Below are 20,930 nucleotides of genomic sequence, written 5' to 3'. Positions count from 1 at the left end.
TCCCACGCGGAGCATGGGAACGATAGTCAACTGTCCAACTTTTTGGGATCAGCTCAGAGCGTTGGGACGACAATCGACTCGCGGAGACAGGTCTGGTCTCAGAGCGCAAACGGCAACGCAATATGCGCTTCCTGGCGCTCGGCCAGGCGGCGCTCGAACTCCGCAGGATCATGAATCAGCACATCCTGACCGGCGAAGGTTTCAGCGGCGATCAAACGTGACAGCCAGAAACGCACACAAGCGATACGCAACATGGTCGCCCAGAGCTTCGACTCCGCAGCCGTGAACGGTCGCAAGCCTGCATAGGCCCCCAGCAAGGCGCGCGCGCGGACAGCATCGAGCTGACCGTTTTCGCGGGAACACCAGTCGTTGAGGGTAATCGCCAGGTCGTACAACATCGGACCCGAGCAGGCATTGTAGAAATCGATCAACCCGGTCAGGTGCGTCCCTTCGAACAGTACGTTGTCGCGGAACAGATCGGCATGCAGATTGGCGCGCGGCAGCGCCATGATCTGCGGTTTGCACGCCTCGATCTCCTGAAGGCTCTTTTCAAGCAGCGCTCGCTGAGTCTCGCCCAAGTGCGACAGAAAATTGCGCCCCTCGCTCAGCATCCAGTCCAGACCGCGATCAGTCTTGCGCTCGACGATCTGCCCGCGGGTCGCCAGATGCAGGTTGGCCAGCAACTCGCCAATCTGTACACAGTGCTGGGTGTTCGGCTCGCTGATGTGCTTGCCTGGCAGACGCGGCTGCAAAAGCGCCGGTTTGTCTGCCAGCTCGCGCAGCGCCTGACCGTCGGTGGTGCGCAGCGCATAAGGCACCGGCAGATCGGCCTCATGCAGCACGTCGAGCAGTTCGATGAAGAACGGCATTTCCTGAACCGGACCGCGCTCGACCAAAGTCAGCACGAACTCGCCCTGCTCCAGACTGATGAAGTAATTGGTGTTTTCACTACCGGCAGCGATGCCCTGATAGTCAAGCAGACGGCCGAGCCCGTAAGGGGCGAGAAATGTTTCCAGCTCGGGCCGAGCCAGTGGGGTAAAAACGGACATATCAGGACTGCCAACGATTGAAGTGAATGTAGGGTGCTACCAGCTGAATATTTCCCACTGCGGGATCAGCATGTCCGGTTGGTCCGAACGAATGAAATTGGGGCTTGTACCATCGGCGCGCACCAGAAAATAGGGTTTGCCGTGTTTCGGGGTGATTTTAACCGCATACAGAAAGCCATTCTGGCGGTATTCCTGAATGGTTCTGTCACCGTCAGTGCGAATAGTAACGTCCGGCGCCGCTGAAGGTGGATCTTCTGCTGCAACAGCGAGCAAAGGGCAAAATGCCAACAGGCCGGTCAATATCAGTCGATTTACCTTGCACATGATAACCTTGTCCCTTTGTCGTCAATGGTCCGCGCATTCTAGCGCCGACCCCGCCGAAAAGGTTGATTCTGCTCATGACCCAAGCGCCACTCGTCCTGGTAGACGGTTCCTCCTACCTCTACCGCGCCTTCCACGCACTGCCACCACTGGCCACCTCCAAAGGATTGCCGACCGGTGCCGTCAAGGGCGTGCTCAACATGCTCAAAAGCCTGCGGCGCCAGTACCCGGACAGCCCGCTCGCCGTGGTGTTCGACGCCAAGGGCGGGACGTTCCGTGATGCGCTGTACAACGACTACAAAGCCAACCGGCCGAGCATGCCGGACGATCTGCGCGTGCAGGTCGATCTGCTGCATGCCTGCGTCAAAGGCATGGGCTACCCGTTTCTGTGCGTCGAAGGCGTCGAAGCCGATGACGTGATCGGCACGCTGGCACGCAGCAGCGCGGCGGCCGATCGTCCAGTGGTGATCTCCACCGGCGACAAGGACATGGCGCAACTGGTCGACGGCCACATTACCCTGGTCAACACCATGACCGGCAGCGTGCTGGATGTGGCGGGCGTGAAAGAGAAATTCGGCGTCGGTCCGGAGCACATCATCGATTACCTGGCGCTGATGGGCGACAAGGTCGACAACATTCCCGGCGTGCCCGGCGTTGGCGAGAAAACCGCGGTCGGTCTGCTGGTTGGCATCGGCGGTGGCATCAAGGAGCTTTACGAGAACCTCGACAAGGTCGCTTCCCTGCCGATCCGTGGCGCCAAGACCCTGGCCGCCAAACTCGAAGAACATCGTGAGATGGCCTTTTTGTCTTACGAACTGGCGACCATCAAGATCGACGTCCCGCTGGACATCGAGCTGGATCAATTGCATTGCGGCGAGCCTGACCGTGACACATTGATGGAGCTGTACGCCGAGCTGGAATTCAAGAGCTGGATCGAAGACCTGCAACGCGACGCCAAGCGCGCCGGCCAGGAGCTGACCGTCGAAGAGCCGACCGCCGAAGCCAGGGAAGCCGCCTATGAAGTCATTCTTGAACAGGGCCAGTTCGATGCCTGGCTGAAGAAGCTGCAGGCCGCGCCGCTGTTTGCCTTCGTCACCCAGAGCAACGGCACTGATGCCCAGCGTGCGCAACTGGTCGGCCTGTCCTTCGCCATTCAGACCCACGAAGCCGCTTACATTCCGCTGACCCACTCCTACATGGGCGTGCCGCAGCAACTGGACCGCGACACGGTGCTCAAGGCGCTCAAGCCGCTGCTGGAAGACCCGGACAAAATCAAGGTCGGCCAGCACGCCAAGTTCGCCATCAACCTGCTTGCCAATTGCGCGATCGACGGCGATCAGGCTCAAGGCATCGACCTGCAGGGCGTGCGCTTCGACACCATTCTGGAATCCTACGTACTGGACTCCACCGCCACCCGCCACGACCGCGACAGCCTGGTGGCCAAGTACCTGACGCACACGCCGATCAATTTCCAGGAGATTGCCGGCAAAGGCGCCAAACAGCTGAGCTTTGACCAGATTGCCCTGGAACAGGCTGGCAATTACGCCGCCGAAGAAGCGGACCTGACCCTGCGCCTGCATGAAGTCTTCGACGCGCGGCTGGCCGCGATTCCGACCCTGCAGCCGGTATTGAACGATATCGAGATGCCGCTGGTGCCTGTCCTGGCGCGTATCGAGCGCCAGGGCGCGCTGGTCGATGCCAACCTGCTGGGCATCCAGAGTGTCGAACTGGGCGACAAGATGACCGCGCTGGAGCGCGAAGCCTTCGCCATTGCCGGCGAAGAGTTCAACCTCGGCTCGCCCAAGCAGCTGGGCGTGATTCTCTACGAAAAACTCGGCATGCCGATTCTCAGCAAGACCGCCACCGGCCAGGCATCGACTGCCGAAGCCGTGCTTGCCGAACTCGCGGAGCAGGATTTCCCGCTGCCCAAGGTGCTGATGCAATACCGCTCGATGAGCAAGCTCAAGAGCACCTACACCGACCGCCTGCCGGAGCAGATCAACCCGCGCACCGGACGTATTCACACCTCCTATCATCAGGCGGTGGCCGTTACCGGGCGCTTGTCCTCCAGCGATCCGAACCTGCAGAACATCCCGATTCGTACCGCTGAAGGGCGGCGCATCCGTCAGGCATTCGTGGCGCCGAAGGGCTACAAGCTGCTGGCCGCCGACTATTCGCAGATCGAACTGCGCATCATGGCGCATCTGGCCCAGGACGAAGGCTTGCTGCATGCATTCCGCAATGACCTGGACGTTCACCGCGCCACGGCGGCGGAAGTCTTCGGCGTCGAGCTGGAAAACGTCACCACTGACATGCGTCGCAGCGCCAAGGCGATCAACTTCGGCCTGATCTACGGCATGAGCGCGTTCGGCCTGGCCAAGCAGATTGGCGTGGACCGCAAGCAGTCACAGGCGTACGTCGACCGCTACTTCGCCCGCTACCCCGGCGTGCTGAACTACATGGAACGCACCCGCGCCCAGGCTGCCGAGCAAGGTTTCGTCGAGACCATCTTCGGTCGTCGCCTGTACCTGCCGGACATCAACGCCAAGAACCAGTCCCTGCGCAAAGGCGCGGAACGCATGGCGATCAACGCGCCGATGCAGGGCACCGCTGCGGATATCATCAAGAAAGCCATGGTGGCGGTGAACGGCTGGCTGGACGAGTCCGGCCTGGATGCACGGGTAATCCTGCAGGTACACGATGAACTGGTGCTTGAAGTGCGCGAGGACCTGGTCGATCAGATCAGTGAACAGATCCGTCCGCACATGAGCGGCGCAGCAGAATTGGCCGTGCCGTTGCTGGTAGAAGTGGGGGTTGGCAACAATTGGGACGAGGCTCACTGAGCCTGAAATGGCGAACCTGTACGCAGGTTCGTCAAATATTGTAGGAAATGTGAACTTTTCTTCACTGCTGGAACTTAACCGTTTGGACAGGAGTCAGACGTGTCGATTGGTTGAAAAATCGATCGTGCTCCTAGTTGTGTTAAGTGTTGGCAGTTATCCAGATCCCACCCTAAGGTCTGGACCTTAAGCCCCGGAACTTCCCCCTCCCCATGCGAAGTCCGGGGTCTTTTTTGCCTGCGATTTACTCCGCAGGTGCCTTGTCTTCCAGTTCCATCCAGTCGGCCAGCACGGTGTAGGCCTCTTCCAGCCCCATGCGCTTGGGGGCCGAGAACAACTGGATGCTCACTGCATCGCCCCAGCCTTTGCGAATCTCGGCCTGAACCTTGAGCAGCGTGTTCTTGGCCGCGCCGTAGGTCAGCTTGTCGGCCTTGGTCAACAGAATGTGCATCGGCATGTTGCTGGCGATGGCCCAGTCCAGCATCAACACGTCGAAGTCGGTCATTGGATGACGGATATCCATCATCAGGATCAGCCCCTTCAGGCTTTCGCGGCTGCCCAGATAGGCTTCCAGGTGACGCTGCCAGTGCAGTTTGAGCGGGATGGGCACCTTGGCGTAGCCATAACCGGGCAGGTCGACCAGACGCCGATCTTCGTCCAGACCGAAAAAGTTCAGCAACTGGGTACGCCCCGGGGTCTTCGATGTACGCGCCAGGCTGGCGTGGGTCAGGGTGTTCAGCGCGCTCGATTTGCCCGCGTTGGAGCGACCGGCAAATGCGACCTCAAAACCTTCGTCGTCGGGGCATTGGTCGACCTTGGCGGCGCTGAGCATGAACGTGGCCTGTTGGCACAGACCGAGGATGGGGTTTTTGAGTTGCATGTGATTTCCGGTGAAGACCTGCCTGCAAGGGGTGCGGCAGGAGGTGTCGGTTTCGTTTGGATGCGTGCGCATATAATGACACACCTGTCCCCCGGCCCACACTCACACCGTATCAGCCCGCCCTGACGGACGTGCTGGAACATTCAGACATGACCTGCTTCACTGCTTATGCAAAAAGGCCGTCCTCGGTCGCCCATTTTTACAACCTCAGCGTTACACTAACGAACTCAGGCTTTCGCGTCCGGTCGAAACACCGTCGCTTGAAGGCGATTCAATCTGCTCAGGAGTAAAGCATGCGTAATCTGATCATCAGCGCCGCTCTGGTTGCCGCCAGTCTGTTCGGTATGTCCGCCCAGGCCGCCACGCCCATCGAGGCCGGCAAGCAATACGTCGAGCTGGCAAGCGCTGTGCCTGTTGCCGAGCCAGGCAAGATCGAAGTCGTCGAGCTGTTCTGGTATGGCTGCCCGCATTGCTACGCATTCGAGCCAACCATCAATCCGTGGGTTGAAAAACTGCCGTCCGACGTGAAGTTCGTACGCATCCCTGCCATGTTCGGCGGCCCTTGGGACGCTCACGGCCAGCTGTTCATCACCCTGGACACCATGGGCGTCGAACACAAGGTTCACGCAGCCGTATTCGAAGCCATCCAGAAAGGCGGCAAGCGTCTGACCGACAAGAATGACATGGCTGATTTCGTCGCCACACAGGGCGTGAACAAGGAAGACTTCCTGAAGACGTTCGACTCTTTCGCAGTCAAGGGCAAGATCGCCCAGTACAAGGAACTGGCCAAGAAGTACGAAGTGACCGGCGTTCCGACCATGATCGTCAATGGCAAGTACCGCTTTGACCTGGGTTCTGCCGGTGGTCCGGAAAAGACCCTGGAAGTTGCCGACCAGTTGATTGCCAAAGAGCGAGCGGCTGCCGCAGCCGCCAAGTAAGCGCACATCATGCGCCGCTGGGGCAAAGGCAGTACCCGTATCGTTGGCCTGCATGATCCGCAGGTCAACGAACATCATCTGCTGCAAAACGGCCTGCCGCAAGACGGCAGGCTGCGTTTGCTCAGTTTCAATATCCAGGTGGGTATCAGTACCCAGCGCTACCATCATTACCTGACGCGCAGCTGGCAGCACTTGCTGCCGCATGGCGGCAGGGCTGGCAACCTGCAGAAGATCGGCGACCTGATCAACGATTTCGATCTGGTGGCACTTCAGGAAGTCGACGGTGGCAGCATGCGCTCCGGCTTCGTCAATCAGGTCGAGCATCTCGCCCAGTTGGGTGGCTTTCCGTACTGGTATCAACAACTCAATCGCAATCTCGGGCGCCTGGCGCAGCACAGCAACGGTGTATTGAGCCGTCTGCGCCCGACCAAGATCGAGGATCACCCGCTGCCAGGCCCGGCCGGGCGCGGGGCGATTCTCGTGCGTTTCGGTGAAGGCGAGGATGCCCTGGTCGTGGTCATGATGCACCTGGCGCTGGGGACCCGAACCCGAACCCGGCAGCTGGCGTACATTCGCGAACTGATCGGCGGTTATCGCCATCAGGTGCTGATGGGCGACATGAACACCCACGCCAATGACCTGCTGGAACACTCGCCGCTAAGGGATCTGGGCCTTTTGGCGCCGCAGATAGAAGCGACCTTTCCGAGCTGGCGGCCACAACGCTGCCTCGATCACATTTTGCTCAGCCCGACCCTGACGCTCGAGCGCGTGCAGGTACTGGCGCAACCCATTTCCGATCACCTGCCTGTCGCTGTCGAGATTCGCCTGCCAGACTCATTGCGTGGGGACTCACTGCCTGTGCCCTCTGGTGGAAGCCTTGCATGAGCGACGACGCGGAGCGTTGGAAAGAGAAATACCTCAAAGGGATCGAGCAACAGGACACGCTCGAAAAGCGCTGGGATGCGCGGCTCGATTTGTTGCGACGCGGTCTGGTGCGCAGCAGTCTGGCGGCAGAAGGCTCTGACCGCGCCGTCGATGAATGCATGAAGGAAATGCGCGAAATCGTCCGCAAGGACGATATGGACGCGGGCCTGGCAGCCCTGATCCCGCGCCTCGAAAAAGCCGTACTGGACTCTGAACAACGCCGTGAAGTCAGGGCCGCGCAAATCAGCTCGGCGCTGACCGCACTGGTTGCACAGCTGCAGTCACTGCCGCTGCCACGCGACGTACGCAAGCCGCTCAAGCGCTTTGCCAAGGAGCTTGAAGAGCGCGCCTCCCAGGCCCGTGAGCTGCCCCTGCTGCTTGGCGAGTTGAGCAATTTGCAGGGCCAGGCCCTGACCCAGATTGAAAAACCTGAAGAAGGTCCCCGTCAGGGGCTGCTGCAACGCCTGTTCGGTTCGCGCGAGGGTCACGGCCACGAGCCTCATCCTGAGGCGGCTCATCCCGAAGACGCCGCCTCCTCGGCGCCGGAATCGCATGAACCCGACGTCGCGCCGCAAGCAGCGAATACTTACGCCCCGCCAGACGCGTCTCCTGTCGAAGCCGAGGCCGTTGATTCCACTGCCGCAGCCGCCGTTGCCGCAGACAGCACGCCGCCAACGCCGGCCCCGGAAACCGATGCGCCTGCCGCAGTGATACCCGCCGTTGCGACGCCTGAAGAACCTGCGCCATCGACCACCGCTGCGGACATTGCTCCAGCACCAACAGAGGCCGTCGCCGAACCTGCACCGATCACTGTCGAACCCATCGATTTCGCGGATCTCCTGGCGCCTGTCCCATCAGTGCCCTACCAGCAGCGACCCGCGCCAATCGACGTGCCAGTTGAAGAACCCGACGCAGAGGCCGAGCAGCAGCCCGAGTCGGCAGAAGGCGAAGAAGGTTACGCGCTACCCTCCTCACCAGAGCCCAGCTATAGCTCGGTGGCGGCACACATTGAACAGACCCTGCTGGGCCTGCTGGACGACCTGACCCTGTCAGAGCACTTTCGCCCGCAGGTCGAGGACATGCAGTTACGCTTGAAACATGGGCTTAACTGGTACGAATTGCTGCCGATCCTCGACGATCTGGCAGTGTTGATGCTGGCGATCAACAACGGCGGCCAACAGGAGTTCGGCACTTACCTCAAGCAGCTCAATGAACGGCTCGAATCGTTTCAGAGCCACCTGCAGGCCGCCAGTGAAGATCACGCCGAGGACCAGTCCACCGCGCGCGACCTGAACGAACAGTTGCGCGAACAGGTGGGCGGCCTGCAAAGCAGTGTTCAGGACGCCTCCGATCTGCCCAGCCTCAAGCGGGTGCTCGACAATCGGCTTGAGGCCCTGCTCGGCACCATGGATCACTACCAGCTCAAGCGCGATGCCCGCGAGCGCGAAGTGGCCTCGCGCCTGCAAGGTCTGGCGGCCCGCGTCGCGAGCATGGAGCAGGAGGCCCTGGGTTTCAGGACTCACTTGGAGGAACAGCGTCAAAAGGCCCTGATCGACCCGCTTACCGGACTGCCCAATCGTGCCGCCTGGGGCGAGCGCCTTGAACGGGAGATGGCCCGCTGGCACGAAGAAAAAAACAGCCTGCTGGTGTGCATTCTGGACCTGGACCATTTCAAACGCATCAACGATGGCTACGGGCACCTGGCTGGCGACAAGGTATTGAAGATCGTCGCCAATGTCCTCAGCAAACGCCTGCGCGCCGATGACTTCATGGCACGGTTTGGCGGCGAAGAATTTGTCATGCTGCTGCCTGCGACACCTCCTGCCACCGGGCTGAAACTGCTCGATGAACTGCGCGCCGCCGTCGAGTCATGCCCTTTCCACTTCAAGGGCGAACGAGTCACCATCACTGTATCCATCGGCATGACGGCCTTTCGTCCGTCAGAGCGGAGCGACACCGCCATCAAACGTGCCGACCAGGCGCTTTACAAGGCCAAGGAGAACGGTCGCAACCGCATCGAACAGGGCTGACTGAAACATTTTGACCTGAACAAATGGCTGGTGCCCCATGCTATTTGTATACATTTTGTTATGATGTTTCATTTCCTGCCGACGCTGCCGACCTCATGAAGCTGTATTTATCCGCCTTTCTCATGCTCCTCCTCACTGCCTGTGCCAGCGGCCCAAGGCTGGACACCAGCCATCCTTCGGTAAATTTCGATGGCCGTGCTCAGTACGTGGTGATGCATTACACCTCGACGTCGCTGGAACACTCGCTGCAATTACTGACGCATGGCGAGGTCAGCGCCCACTACCTGATCGGTGACGACAGCAAAGCCACCATCTACAAGCTGGTCGATGAAAGCGCGCGTGCCTGGCATGCCGGCGAAAGCGAGTGGGAAGGCCGCACCTGGCTCAACTCCAGCTCGATCGGCATCGAGATCGTCAATCCGGGTTTCAAGGAAACGCCGACAGGGCGCCTGTGGTATCCGTATACCGAAGCGCAGACCCAGTCGATCATTGTCCTGCTCAAGGACATCGTCAAACGCAACAGGATCGACCCGAAACACATCATCGGTCATAGCGACATCGCCCCATTGCGCAAGCAGGACCCGGGGCCATTGTTCCCGTGGAAACGCCTCGCTGCCGAAGGTCTGGGCAACTGGCCGGATGAACGCCAGGTTGCCCAGCGTCAGGCACTGCTGGCAACTAACCTGCCGAGCATCACCTGGTTCCAGCAGCAGTTGGCGCGCCTGGGCTACAGCACCCCGCAGACCGGTGAGCTGGATGTCGCGACACGTCAGGTACTGGCCGCCTTCCAGATGCACTATCGCCCGGCACGCTTCGACGGCGAGCCGGACGCACAGAGCGCGGCCATCCTGGAGGTGCTCAATCACTCGAATTGAAACGTGTGAAGGCTGATACTCAGTCAACCGATGAGGGCCTGGTGCTCAAGCCCTCAGAGCGGTAACGCCATATAGAACTGCGTGCCCTGCCCCGGCCGTGAATAAACGCCCATGCGTCCGCCGTGCAGCTGGACAATCTCCTTGCACAGCGCCAGCCCGAGCCCGGCACCGCCTTTCTTGCGGCCGACCTGGACGAAGGGCTCGAAGATCCGCCCCTGCTGCCCATAGGCAATGCCCTCGCCGTTGTCTTCGACACTGATGATCGCCCGCTCGCCGTGGCGCCTGGCCTGCAAGCGAATCAGGCCGTTCGGCGGCGTGTGCCGCAACGCGTTGTCCAGCAGATTGTCCAGTACCCGCTCCAGCTGAGACTGATCGGCATGCAGGCGCGGCATCGGCTCCTGCATATCCAGCATCAGCACAATATCCTGCTCTTGGGCCTGATCCTCGAAGCGCGCCTTGGCTTCCTGCAGCAACGTTTCGATGGAGCACGGCGCGAGTTTGAGCTTCTGCAGACCGTTCTGGTAACGCGAGAAATTCAGCAGGTCATTGATGAGCTGCATCAGGCGCTGCATTTCTTCGGTGACGGTATTGAGCAGATCCGCCTCGCGGGACTCGGGAGCGAAATGCAAACGCTCCTGAAGAAGGCCGAACGCCATGTGCATGCCCGTGACCGGGGTGCGCAACTCATGCGAGGCGCGCAGGACGAACTCGCTGCGTACCCGCTCGAAAGCACGCTGCTCGGTCACGTCGTGCAGCACCATCACCGCACCCAGGATGTGGCCCTTGGTGTGGCTGACCGGTGTCATGCTGTAGGTCAGCAGTCGCGACTCGCCGTCGATTTCGATGGCCAGGTCTTCCGGCGCGCGCTCCAGCGTTCCGCCCCGCAGCACCAGATGCAATTGCTCATCCAGCTCGGGACGGCCCAACGCCTCACCGAGACTGTGCCCGAGGCGACTCTCGTCCCATCCGAGCTGACGCTGCGCAACAGGGTTGAGGTGCTCCAGGTGGCCTTGCCGATCGATCATCAGCAGACCATCGTCAATACTGTCGAGGACCGCCTGCAGGCGCTGCTGGCCCGCCAGAAGCTCATCGACGTTGGTCGCCTGATGCTGACGCAGGGCTTCGGCCATGATGCCGAAGCGCCGGGTCAGCAGGTTCATTTCGGCAGCCGAGGAAATGGGCAGCGTGACCTCGTAATCACCCTCGCCAATGCGATCGGCGGCCTTGGCCAGCGCCTCGATCGGCGCACCGAAACGGCGGGCGATGCCGTGCGCGGTGACAAAACCGATGCACAGCACCGCCAGCCCGACCAGGCCCAGCAAGCCGGCGATCCACAATGCTCGATCCCTGGAATTGATCTCGGCGTTGCTGATGTTCTCCAACGCCTTGCGATGCACATCCATCAGACCGTTACGCAGCGTGTCGAAACTTTCGCTCAATTGCGAGTTGCCGCGTATGCCTCGCGGATCATTGCCGTATTGCTGCCAGGTGGCGATGAATCGCTGATAATCGCCTCGGGTCTTTTCAAAACCGTTGCGCACATTTTGCTGGGTGTCCTGCGCCGATCCTTCCTCCAGCAGCTCTTCAAACTGCTTCTGCATTCTTTGCAGCTCAGGCTCATTGCGACTGGAACCGGTCATCAACACCAACTGATCGCCCATGTTCTGGCGCAGCTTCAAGCCCAGATCGAGGATGGCGAAGTTATGCTGAATCAGTGATTCCTGAGTACGAGCCATCTGCATGACACTGACGAGCCCCAGCAGCAATCCAAGCAAAGCGACCGTGATAAGCGCCGAAATGCTCAGAAAGAGGCGGGTGCGCAACTTCATGGCCAGCTTCATTTGAGGTATTTCATAGGTTGTACTGTTTTCGTTTGCGGTAAAGCGTCGAAGCATCGATACCCAGCGTCTTGGCGGCCTGATCAAGGGTTTCACTGGTTGCCAGTACGGCCCCGATGTGTGCCTTTTCAAGCTCGTCCAGACTCAAGGCTGCCCCCACCCGCGGTGCGTTGTTGGTCGGTTGCTCAGCCATGCCCAGATGACTGACCTCTACGCGCTCCTGTGGACAGATGATGCTGGCACGCTCGATCACGTTGCGCAGCTCACGAATGTTGCCCGGCCAGCGGTAATTGAGCAGCGCCGCGCGGGCCTCCTCGCTGAAGCCGCGAGCCGGACGAGCGTACTCCTTGACGAAGCGCGCCAGAAAGCGATCCGCCAGGGTCAGAATGTCTTCGCTGCGCTCACGCAGGGCGGGCAGATTCAGGGTGATCACGTTCAGGCGGTACAGCAGATCCTCACGGAAACGTCCGCTGCGCACCATGTCCTCAAGGTTGAGGTTGGTGGCGGCCAGGATGCGCACGTCGGCACGTCGAGTCACCGGGTCGCCGACGCGCTCGTATTCCTTGTCCTGAATGAAGCGCAGCAGCTTGGGCTGCAGCGTCAGCGGGAAGTCACCGATTTCGTCGAGGAACAGGGTGCCGCCATCGGCCTGATTGACGCGACCCAGCGTGCTTTCGCTGGCACCGGTAAAGGCACCGCGGCTGTGGCCGAACAGCTCGCTTTCCATCAGTTCTGCGGTCAGCGACGGGCAGTTGATCGTGACGCAGGACTTCTTGGCCCGCTTGCTCCAGCCATGAATCGCCCTGGCCAGCTCGCCCTTACCGGTACCCGACTCACCCAGAATCAGGATGTTGGCATCGGTTACAGCAACCTGACGGGCCGTTTCCAGAATGGCCATCATCGAAGGGCTGTGGGAATCCAGACCATCCTTGGGCTTGCGAACCTCGCCTTCCAGTGCTTCAAGACGTGCAGACAGTTGCCTGACTTCAAGCTGCTTGGCCGTCGCAAGACGCAACTGGTCAGGACTGCACGGCTTGACCAGATAATCGGCTGCGCCAGCCTGAATGGCATCCACAGCCGTGTCCACCGCCGAATGGGCAGTCACGATCACCACACGCATCCACGGCGCCTGAATCCGCATCTGCGCCAGCACATCCAGGCCGTTGTCTTCGCCCAGACGCAAATCGAGAAAGCACAGATCGAATACTTGACGCTGCATGAGCGTGTCGGCCTGGGCTGCGCTGTTGGCAGTGGCGACACTGTAGCCTTCGTCTTCCAGACAGTACCGGAAAGTGCGGAGGATGGCGGACTCGTCGTCCACAAGCAGAATACGGCCCTGATTCTCAGTGGCTGCTTCCATTTTTCCTACGCTCCTTAATGAATTGTCTCAGTTAGTCTCGGAATCATCGGGCAAGTTGCATGGTCAATTCTGATTGATTCTTCGGCATGCATGGTAGCTTTCTGATCAGCTAATGGCGAACAGCCTGATTAATCCGCGTTTATGCCGTTAAAACCGTCTATTCGGAGACGGAATCTCACCGCAAAAGGAACGCTTCTATGTTTTCACTGAAAAAGATTGCTCTGATCACGGCCGCCGCTGCGCTGCTGGGCAGCGGCCCGGTACTCGCCCAGCCTGACCTGCCTACTCAGCTCACCGAGGCGCGTCAGGAAGGTTCGATCTGGACAGCTTTCGCGCTGAACAAGCATCTGAGCCCGTTCAAGATCGATGTGGGTGTCGAACAAGGCACTGCGACGCTCAAGGGCAAGGTTGAAAACGAGGTGGACCGCGAACTGGCCGAGCGCATCGCGCTGGATACCAAAGGCATCGAAAAGGTCGACAATCAGCTGGAGGTGGACCCTTCTGTCGCCAGCGAGCCTGGAACCCGAACCAACATGGCTCAGCGGTTCGAAGATGCGACGCTGGTCGCGACGGTGAAATCCAAGCTGCTGTGGAGCAGCGTGACCGAAGCGCTGAATATCGAAGTCGACAGCAAGGACGGCGTCATCACCCTCAAGGGCCGAGCGCAAAGCCCCGAAGCGAAGGAACTGGCCGGTAGCCTGGCCAGCAACACCGATGGCGTGGTCAGCGTCAACAACCTGATCAGCCTCAGCGCGGCCGATTCGATTGCGGCTAAGACCCAGCCACAATCTCTGACCCCGACCGAGGAAATGAGCGATGCCTGGATCACCAGCAAGGTCAAGGCAAGCCTGATCTACAGCCGGACGCTGGATGGGCTGAACATCAAAGTGGACACCAAGGCCGGTGTTGTCAGCCTGAATGGCGTGGTCGCCAACTTCGCCGAGAAAGAACTGGCGGTGGAAATCGCGAAAAATATTCGTGGCGTCAAGGGCGTAAACGGCGACGCGCTGAAGGTCATGGCGCGCAGCGCAGGCTGACGGTTCAGAGCAAAGCGTCTAACGCTTCGTGCAGAACGCACGATTACAAAGGGGTAATCGTGCAGCTTGCTGGTAACACGCCCTTACCAAACTTATTAAGCCATTGATTTTAAAGGAATTTATATCGATCAAAAAACTGGCATGCAGTCTGCAATAACCCATTCAACAAAGGTCGGTACACAACGACCCATCAGATTGAATGCCCACTCAGGCCAGGGGATTTTGCAGATGAACAGCCAGCGTATTGCACAATTGCGTATCTCTCCCCTGCATATCCAGCAAGGTCTTTTTCTGCTCCTTGCCTTGCTCGTCACTCTGATCGCCATTCAGCAGTTCCAGCGTTGGAATCAAGCCAACGAGGCAACTCAACCAAGACAGCAATTCATCCAGACCAGCAGCATCTCCTATCGCGGCGTTAGCGCCCCAGTGGTCAAGGACATGTCCTCAAGCCTGCGCAACGTCGATGGCCTGGTTTCTGTAGATGAAGTCGCTCCACAGCAAAAATGGGTTTTCTGACCCGACCTTAAAAAAAGCAGCACCCTTATTAAAACGGCATCAAAAGGAGTATCACCATGTTGAGTTGGGCAATCACGTTTCTGATCATCGCTATCGTCGCTGCAGTACTGGGCTTCGGTGGTATCGCGGGCACGGCTACCGGTATCGCCAAGATCCTGTTCGTCGTCTTCCTGGTGATGTTCGTTGTGTCGTTCTTCTTCGGTCGTCGCGGTCGAGGCTGATAATGCACACGTCATTTCGCACACTGGCCGCCGCCCTGTTGATGGGCGGTAGTGCCATGGTCATGGCAGCCAATGATGGACAGTCTCGGGTCAATGAGCTTCTGAGCTCCGCACCCGAGTACCGCACCACCTGGGCGAAGGTCGTCAAGAAGGAAGAGCGTTTGCCGGATTGGGTGATCAACCTGTCCGGTACTTCCGGGCAGCAGATGACAGCGGCCACTGAAGACGGTGACAACTATCTGGTTGGACCGCTTTGCGAAACGGCCGATACGTGCAAAAGCAAGCGCCTGATCGTGGCTTTCAGCCTCGACAAGGAAGATGCTTACGCCATGTTGGTTGAAGTGCCTGCCGGTCTTCCTGCAGACAAATCGCCAACACGTCACGCGACTTACCGTTACCTGGGTAAGCCTGACGAGGGTATGCAAAAGCTCTTGAATGAAGAGCTGCGCAAAGACCCGAACTGGTATTGATCCAGAAGAAAGGTGTCGGCTCCAGGAGTCGACACCTTTCGGCTTTGTGCGGCCTGAGGAAGGTACGCGCATGACCAGGGGGCCGGGACGCGTTGATCAAGTGGATCGGCGTGACCTAGGGGTACAGGGAGTACCTCCGCCAAGGGCCGGGTCAGGCAAGCCGCCGTGCAGGTTCACGAGAATGCGTCGACCTTTCGAACGCCTCCCGCGACCCTGTACGGCGCTTTATATTTACCCTCTCGCTTCGCCCTCGCCTTAAATTGCATCTCTCGGCAGCATCAGCCCCAGCGGCAGCCTTACGCGTGCTTCCAGTCCGCCTCCCGAACGATTTCTCAACTCGACGTTGCCGCCGTGCATGGCAGCGATACGCTTGACGATGGCCAGGCCGAGGCCGGTGCCCTTGCCACTGCGTGCGCGATCACCGCGAATGAACGGGTTGAAGATGGTGTCCAGCTCGGACGGATCGATGCCCGCCCCCCTGTCCAGCACGCTCAACACCACGTAGGGCGCGTTTCGGTCGCCGGATACGTAGGCGGCGACTTCGATACCGTTACCGGCATGGTGCTTGGCATTGCCAATCAGGTTGGTCAGCAGGCGCTTCATCGACACGCGGCGTAGCGGGAAGGGCGGAATGGGCTCCAGGCACAGACGGATGCTGTCTTCGTCGTCATTGAAGGGGGCGACCACATCGCGCACCAGGTGCCCCAGATCGACCTCTTCGATCTCTTCGTCGCGCCCATCGCGGATGAAGGCCAGGAACTGATCGAGAATGGCGTCCATGTCTTCGATATCGCGCACCATGCCTTCGGAGAACTCATTGTCGTTCATCAGCTCCAGAGACAGGCGCAGGCGCGTCAGCGGCGTGCGCAAGTCGTGGGAAACACCGGCCAGCATCAACTCGCGTTCCTGCCCGGCCTGCTCGACGTCTTCGGCCATCTGATTGAAGGCCCGGTAGACTTCGGTCATCTCGCTCGGCGTGTCACTCACCGGCAGCCGTACGCTGCGCCCCTGCCCCAACTGGCGCGCCGCAAACACCAGACGCTTGAGCGGCTGATTCAACTGGCGTACGAAAATCCAGGCTGATGCCGTGGAGAGCAATCCGATGGCCAGGAACCAGCCCAGCACGTTCCAGATTTTCTGACCGCGCAACGGGTGCGGATACAGCGGCACTTTCAGCCAGCCGTCACCCAGGCTCGGCGCTCGCACCCACAGCGCGGGCGGCGCGTGTACGCGCAGACGCACTTCCGTATCGGCACCCAGCTCGGCCTGCATCTGTCGCTGATAGATCTCACTGTAAGGCCAGTGCTGCTCGCCTTCCGGCACGCCACCGCCCACTACCCGAATCAGGCCCGCCGCCTCGGCAATCGCCTCGCGATCGTTTTCACCGGCGGCCCAGTACGCGCGCAGGGTCAGAGCAACACCGTGGCTGTATTGCCTGTCGACCAGCACGTCTTCGTTCATCAGCAGATAAACCAGCGTCAGCGCCTTGGAAAACAGCACGACGATGAGCACCAGCCAGAGCGTGCGGGAGAAAAAGCTTTGCGGGAACCAGAGCGGAGTCTTCATAACTGCAGCCATACACTTTGCAGGGCGAGCGAGGCTCGCAGGTTTGCCGAACGCGGGCCGGACCCGATGGACGAACGCAAAAAACCAGTACGTCGATAAACCTGTAAAAGATTATCGACGTAACTGGCAGCAATGACGGATGTCTGTGCCGACAACCGGGTTATCAGCGACTTCCGGCACCGTCCGGAACGAATACATAGCCCACGCCCCAGACCGTCTGGATATAACGGGGCTTGGAAGGGTCCGGTTCGATCAGGCGACGCAGACGGGAGATCTGTACGTCGATGGATCGTTCCAGCGCATCCCACTCCCGGCCACGCGCCAGGTTCATCAGTTTGTCGCGGGTCAGCGGCTCGCGAGCGTGCATGACCAGCGCTTTCAGTACCGCGAATTCCCCGGTAGTGAGCATGTGCACTTCTTCACCGCGCTTGAGCTCGCGGGTTGCCAGAGACAGCACGTAGTCACCGAAACTGACCGACTCGTCTTCGCTGCCGGGTGCGCCGGGCACCGGTGCCGCCTGACGACGCAACACCGCCTTGACCCGCGCCATCAGCTCGTCCGGGTTGAACGGCTTGGCCAGATAATCATCAGCACCCAGTTCGAGCCCCTTGATGCGGCTCAGCTCATCGCCCTTGGCGGTCAGCATGATAATCGGCACCTGATTGTTCGCGGCACGCAGACGACGACAGGCTGAAAGGCCGTCTTCGCCGGGCAGCATCAGGTCCAGCACCACGAGGTTGAAAACCTCACGGGCCAGCAACCGGTCCATTTGTTCCACATTTGCCACGGCGCGGGCACGATAGCCCTTGCTGGTGAAAAAACGTTCCAGGAGACTGCTCAGCCCCGGATCGTCATCGACAATAAGGATTTTTTCGCCTTCGGCATTTTGTGCGGTGCTGCTCATCGGATGCTCCTCTGATCTCGGGGCGCATTATGGCGTAGCTGCGGTGATGCGCACCTTGTGCATTGTTAGCAGATTTTACTGGAGGCGACACTTGTGCCTGCTTTTTCGCCGAAAAAACACCACATTTGTCGGCCGATCCCCTAATCCGGCTTCGCTGGGTATAATGCGCCGCCCTCGAAGTCAGGCAACGCCGGACTCATGGCGGTTCGCCAGCCCTGAAAATAAATGCTGGCGCACGATACCCAGGCAAGGCAATTCGTACATAGCCCAGTTTTTTGCTCACAACTCCAGGTGGTTTTATGGACAGCATCAACAGCCGCATCGCCGAAGAACTCGGCGTACGCCCACAACAGGTCGCAGCGGCCGTAGCACTACTGGATGAAGGCTCGACCGTGCCCTTCATTTCCCGCTACCGCAAGGAAGTGACCGGCAGTCTTGATGACACGCAACTGCGCCATCTGGAAGAGCGCCTGCGTTATCTGCGTGAACTGGACGAGCGGCGCGTCAGCATTCTTGCCAGCATCGAAGAGCAAGGCAAGCTGACCCCGGAGCTGGCGCGCGACATCAAGCTGGCCGACACCAAGACTCGCCTCGAAGACTTGTACCTGCCTTATAAGCAGAAACGCCGCACCAAGGGCCAGATCGCCCTTGAAGCCGGGTTGGGCGAACTGGCCGACGGCCTGTTCAATGACCCGAGCCTGGCTCCTGAAACAGAAGCAGCCCGCTTCGTCGACGCGGAAAAAGGCGTGGCTGATATAAAGGCTGCGCTGGAAGGCGCCAAGTACATTCTGATGGAGCGCTTTGCCGAAGATGCCTCGCTGCTGGACAAGCTGCGCAGCTTCCTCAAGCAGGAAGCGGTGATCAGCGCACGCGTGGTGCCGGGCAAGGAAGAGGAAGGCGCCAAGTTCCGCGACTACTTCGAACACGACGAACCGCTCAAGAGCATGCCGTCGCACCGTGCGCTGGCGATTTTCCGCGGTCGCAACGAAGGCTTTTTGAGCTCCGCACTGAAAGTCGGTGAAGAATTGCCGGGCGCCATGCACCCGTGCGAGCTGATGATCGGTGAGCGCTTCGGCATCCAGAACCAGAACCGCCCGGCAGACAAATGGCTGGCCGAAGTGGTGCGCTGGACCTGGAAGGTCAAGCTGTACAGCCACCTGGAAACCGATCTGCTGGGTGAACTGCGTGACGGCGCGGAAACCGAAGCGATCAATGTGTTCGCCCACAACCTGCACGACCTGCTGCTCGCCGCCCCGGCCGGCCAGCGCGCCACGCTGGGGCTCGATCCTGGCCTGCGTACCGGCTGCAAGGTCGCCGTAGTCGATGCCACCGGCAAACTGCTCGACTACGCCACCGTCTATCCGCACGTTCCGAAGAACCAGTGGGACCAGACCATCGCCGTACTGGCCGCACTGTGCGCCAAGCATTCGGTCGATCTGATTGCCATCGGCAACGGCACCGCCAGCCGCGAAACCGACAAGCTGGCTGCCGACCTGATCAAAAAATACCCAGGCCTGAAAATGACCAAGGTCATGGTCTCCGAAGCAGGCGCTTCGGTGTACTCGGCGTCGGAACTGGCCGCCAAGGAATTCCCGGACCTCGACGTGTCGATCCGTGGCGCGGTGTCCATCGCCCGTCGCTTGCAGGACCCGCTCGCCGAACTGGTGAAGATTGATCCGAAATCCATCGGGGTCGGCCAGTATCAGCACGACGTTTCGCAGCTCAAGCTGGCGCGCGGCCTGGATGCAGTGGTGGAAGACTGCGTGAACGCCGTGGGCGTGGACGTGAACACCGCCTCCGTGGCGCTGCTGGCACGCATTTCCGGCCTCAACACCACGCTGGCGCAGAACATCGTTGCGCATCGTGATGAAAACGGCGCGTTCAAAACCCGCGCGGCGCTGAAGAAAGTCAGCCGCCTGGGCGAAAAGACCTTTGAACAGGCCGCCGGCTTCCTGCGCGTCATGACCGGTGACAACCCGCTGGACGCGTCCGCCGTTCACCCGGAAGCCTACCCGCTGGTGCAGCGCATCGCGGCTGAAACCGACCGCGATATTCGCTCGCTGATCGGCGACGCCAGCTTTCTCAAGCGTCTGGACCCGAAGAAATTCACCGACGAGACCTTTGGTCTGCCGACCGTGACCGACATCCTTCAGGAGCTCGAAAAGCCGGGCCGCGATCCGCGTCCAGAGTTCAAGACCGCAGAGTTTCAGGACGGGGTCGAAGACCTCAAGGACCTGCAACTGGGGATGATCCTCGAGGGCGTGGTCACCAACGTCACCAACTTCGGTGCATTCGTCGATATCGGCGTGCATCAGGACGGTCTGGTGCACATCTCGGCGTTGTCCGAGAAGTTCATCAAGGACCCGCGCGAAGCAGTCAAGGCCGGTGATGTGGTGAAAGTGAAGGTCATGGAAGTCGATATCCCGCGCAAACGCGTCGGTCTGTCGATGCGCATGAGCGACACGCCCGGCGAGAAAATCGATGGCGCGCGCGGTGCCCGTCCGGGTTCTTCGCCTCGCCAGAACAACGCCCCGCGCAAGGAAACCACTGCGCCAGCACCCGCCAACAATGCAATGGCATCGCTGTTCGCCAATGCCAAGCAACTGAAGAAGCGCTGATGGACATTCCTGAAGATCTGACCCACAGCGCCTACTTCAAGATGCTCGGCTGTGAGCTGCGGCGTCTGGACGAGGGCGTTGCCGAAGTTGCGTTGCCGCTGGAGGCGCACCTGCGCAATCGCGGCAACGTGATGCACGGCGGTGCAATCTTCAGCCTGGTCGATATCGCCATGGGCCTGGCCTGTTCCAGCGTTCACGGTTTCGACCAGCGCAGCGTGACCATCGAGTGCAAGATCAACTACGTGCGTGGAGTCTCCGAAGGCGAAGTCCTGTGCATCGCCAGGGTCCTGCACGCGGGTCGCCGCACGCTGGTGGTCGAGGCCGAAGTCGTTCAGGGCGACAAGCTCGTTGCCAAAGCCCAGGGCACATTTGCGGTCATCTAGACCCGAAAAGAGGCGATGAACACAATCACTGCAAACTGAACCTAGCCGTATCGACATCATTTGGGTTAATTTCGGCACCATTAGCGTGGTGCCGAGTCCATTTGGGTAGTACGACAAAGAGCAGTGATTGTGAACGGGCGTTACCGACCAACCAGGCGAC

The 20,930-nt window shown here is 60.0% G+C and carries 18 protein-coding genes; 11 read left to right on the top strand and 7 right to left on the bottom strand.

Going from position 1 to position 20,930, the window contains the following annotated elements; all coding sequences use genetic code 11:
• Nucleotides 1–98: 98 nt before the first annotated feature.
• A complete protein-coding gene (locus KUIN1_RS01475) occupies nt 99–1,049 on the bottom strand; it encodes a homoserine kinase (protein WP_011266290.1) in 951 nt (316 codons plus the stop codon).
• A gap of 36 nt (nt 1,050–1,085) precedes the next feature.
• The gene (locus tag KUIN1_RS01470) at nt 1,086–1,373 is read right to left on the bottom strand and encodes a DUF2782 domain-containing protein (protein ID WP_003397794.1); all 288 of its coding nucleotides are present in this window, start codon (nt 1,371–1,373) and stop codon (nt 1,086–1,088) included.
• Nucleotides 1,374–1,447: 74 nt separating this feature from the next.
• On the opposite strand from KUIN1_RS01470, the gene polA reads away from it, so the two are divergent.
• Nucleotides 1,448–4,213 (top strand): DNA polymerase I, encoded by a 2,766-nt coding sequence (gene polA / locus KUIN1_RS01465; protein ID WP_024652531.1) that lies wholly within the window; start codon nt 1,448–1,450, stop codon nt 4,211–4,213.
• A 241-nt stretch (nt 4,214–4,454) separates the two neighbouring features.
• Here the strand turns inward: polA and yihA are convergent, their stop codons facing one another.
• Nucleotides 4,455–5,090, bottom strand: a complete 636-nt coding sequence (gene yihA / locus KUIN1_RS01460; RefSeq protein WP_003341625.1) for a ribosome biogenesis GTP-binding protein YihA/YsxC — start codon at nt 5,088–5,090, stop codon at nt 4,455–4,457.
• Between the two features lie 293 nt (nt 5,091–5,383).
• Here yihA and KUIN1_RS01450 point away from each other — a divergent pair, with 293 nt between their 5' ends.
• The 4 genes from KUIN1_RS01450 to KUIN1_RS01435 all read left to right on the top strand — a co-directional run bounded on the left by KUIN1_RS01450 (nt 5,384) and on the right by KUIN1_RS01435 (nt 9,857).
• Nucleotides 5,384–6,028, top strand: a complete 645-nt coding sequence (locus tag KUIN1_RS01450; RefSeq protein WP_003403888.1) for a thiol:disulfide interchange protein DsbA/DsbL — start codon at nt 5,384–5,386, stop codon at nt 6,026–6,028.
• A 9-nt stretch (nt 6,029–6,037) separates the two neighbouring features.
• Entirely contained in the window at nt 6,038–6,913 is an 876-nt protein-coding gene (locus tag KUIN1_RS01445) for an endonuclease/exonuclease/phosphatase family protein (RefSeq protein WP_011266288.1), read from the top strand.
• Complete coding sequence (locus KUIN1_RS01440; RefSeq protein ID WP_011266287.1) at nt 6,910–8,982, top strand: GGDEF domain-containing protein; 2,073 nt, start codon at nt 6,910–6,912, stop codon at nt 8,980–8,982. Before KUIN1_RS01445 ends, KUIN1_RS01440 begins: the two co-directional genes overlap by 4 nt.
• Nucleotides 8,983–9,077: 95 nt before the next feature.
• A complete protein-coding gene (locus KUIN1_RS01435) occupies nt 9,078–9,857 on the top strand; it encodes an N-acetylmuramoyl-L-alanine amidase (RefSeq protein ID WP_024652530.1) in 780 nt (259 codons plus the stop codon).
• A 53-nt stretch (nt 9,858–9,910) separates the two neighbouring features.
• Here KUIN1_RS01435 and KUIN1_RS01430 read toward each other — a convergent pair whose 3' ends face one another.
• Nucleotides 9,911–11,698, bottom strand: a complete 1,788-nt coding sequence (locus tag KUIN1_RS01430; RefSeq protein ID WP_011266285.1) for a KinB sensor domain-containing domain — start codon at nt 11,696–11,698, stop codon at nt 9,911–9,913.
• A 10-nt stretch (nt 11,699–11,708) separates the two neighbouring features.
• The gene (gene algB / locus KUIN1_RS01425; protein WP_003318895.1) at nt 11,709–13,055 is read right to left on the bottom strand and encodes a sigma-54-dependent response regulator transcription factor AlgB; all 1,347 of its coding nucleotides are present in this window, start codon (nt 13,053–13,055) and stop codon (nt 11,709–11,711) included.
• Between the two features lie 197 nt (nt 13,056–13,252).
• Between algB and KUIN1_RS01420 the strand changes: the two genes are divergently transcribed.
• The 4 genes from KUIN1_RS01420 (at nt 13,253) to KUIN1_RS01405 (ending at nt 15,299) form a co-directional block, all read left to right on the top strand.
• A complete protein-coding gene (locus KUIN1_RS01420; RefSeq protein ID WP_116886707.1) occupies nt 13,253–14,092 on the top strand; it encodes a BON domain-containing protein in 840 nt (279 codons plus the stop codon).
• 228 nt (nt 14,093–14,320) lie between these two features.
• Entirely contained in the window at nt 14,321–14,608 is a 288-nt protein-coding gene (locus KUIN1_RS01415) for a hypothetical protein (protein ID WP_116886709.1), read from the top strand.
• A 56-nt stretch (nt 14,609–14,664) separates the two neighbouring features.
• Nucleotides 14,665–14,829, top strand: coding sequence for a DUF1328 domain-containing protein (locus KUIN1_RS01410; protein ID WP_002555679.1), 165 nt, complete (start codon nt 14,665–14,667; stop codon nt 14,827–14,829).
• Nucleotides 14,830–14,831: 2 nt separating this feature from the next.
• Complete coding sequence (locus KUIN1_RS01405; protein WP_003403906.1) at nt 14,832–15,299, top strand: inhibitor of vertebrate lysozyme family protein; 468 nt, start codon at nt 14,832–14,834, stop codon at nt 15,297–15,299.
• Between the two features lie 255 nt (nt 15,300–15,554).
• Here the strand turns inward: KUIN1_RS01405 and KUIN1_RS01400 are convergent, their stop codons facing one another.
• Both KUIN1_RS01400 and ompR read right to left on the bottom strand, forming a co-directional pair.
• Complete coding sequence (locus KUIN1_RS01400; RefSeq protein WP_003403907.1) at nt 15,555–16,865, bottom strand: ATP-binding protein; 1,311 nt, start codon at nt 16,863–16,865, stop codon at nt 15,555–15,557.
• Between the two features lie 163 nt (nt 16,866–17,028).
• Nucleotides 17,029–17,769 carry an osmolarity response regulator transcription factor OmpR gene (ompR, locus tag KUIN1_RS01395; RefSeq protein ID WP_003318889.1) on the bottom strand — a complete coding sequence of 247 codons (741 nt, stop codon included), beginning with the start codon at nt 17,767–17,769 and terminating at the stop codon, nt 17,029–17,031.
• Between the two features lie 299 nt (nt 17,770–18,068).
• On the opposite strand from ompR, the gene KUIN1_RS01390 reads away from it, so the two are divergent.
• Nucleotides 18,069–20,387: a Tex family protein gene (locus KUIN1_RS01390; RefSeq protein WP_024638975.1), complete on the top strand. Its 2,319-nt coding sequence runs from the start codon at nt 18,069–18,071 to the stop codon at nt 20,385–20,387.
• Entirely contained in the window at nt 20,387–20,770 is a 384-nt protein-coding gene (locus tag KUIN1_RS01385; RefSeq protein ID WP_003403909.1) for a PaaI family thioesterase, read from the top strand. The genes KUIN1_RS01390 and KUIN1_RS01385 overlap by 1 nt, the downstream gene beginning before the upstream one ends.
• The last annotated feature ends 160 nt before the right edge of the window (nt 20,771–20,930 follow it).

The organism is Pseudomonas sp. KUIN-1 (assembly GCF_009176725.1).
Taxonomy (GTDB): domain Bacteria; phylum Pseudomonadota; class Gammaproteobacteria; order Pseudomonadales; family Pseudomonadaceae; genus Aquipseudomonas; species Aquipseudomonas fragariae.
The sequence above is the reverse complement of the archived record's forward strand: the minus strand, read 5'-3'. Positions and strand labels throughout refer to the sequence as shown.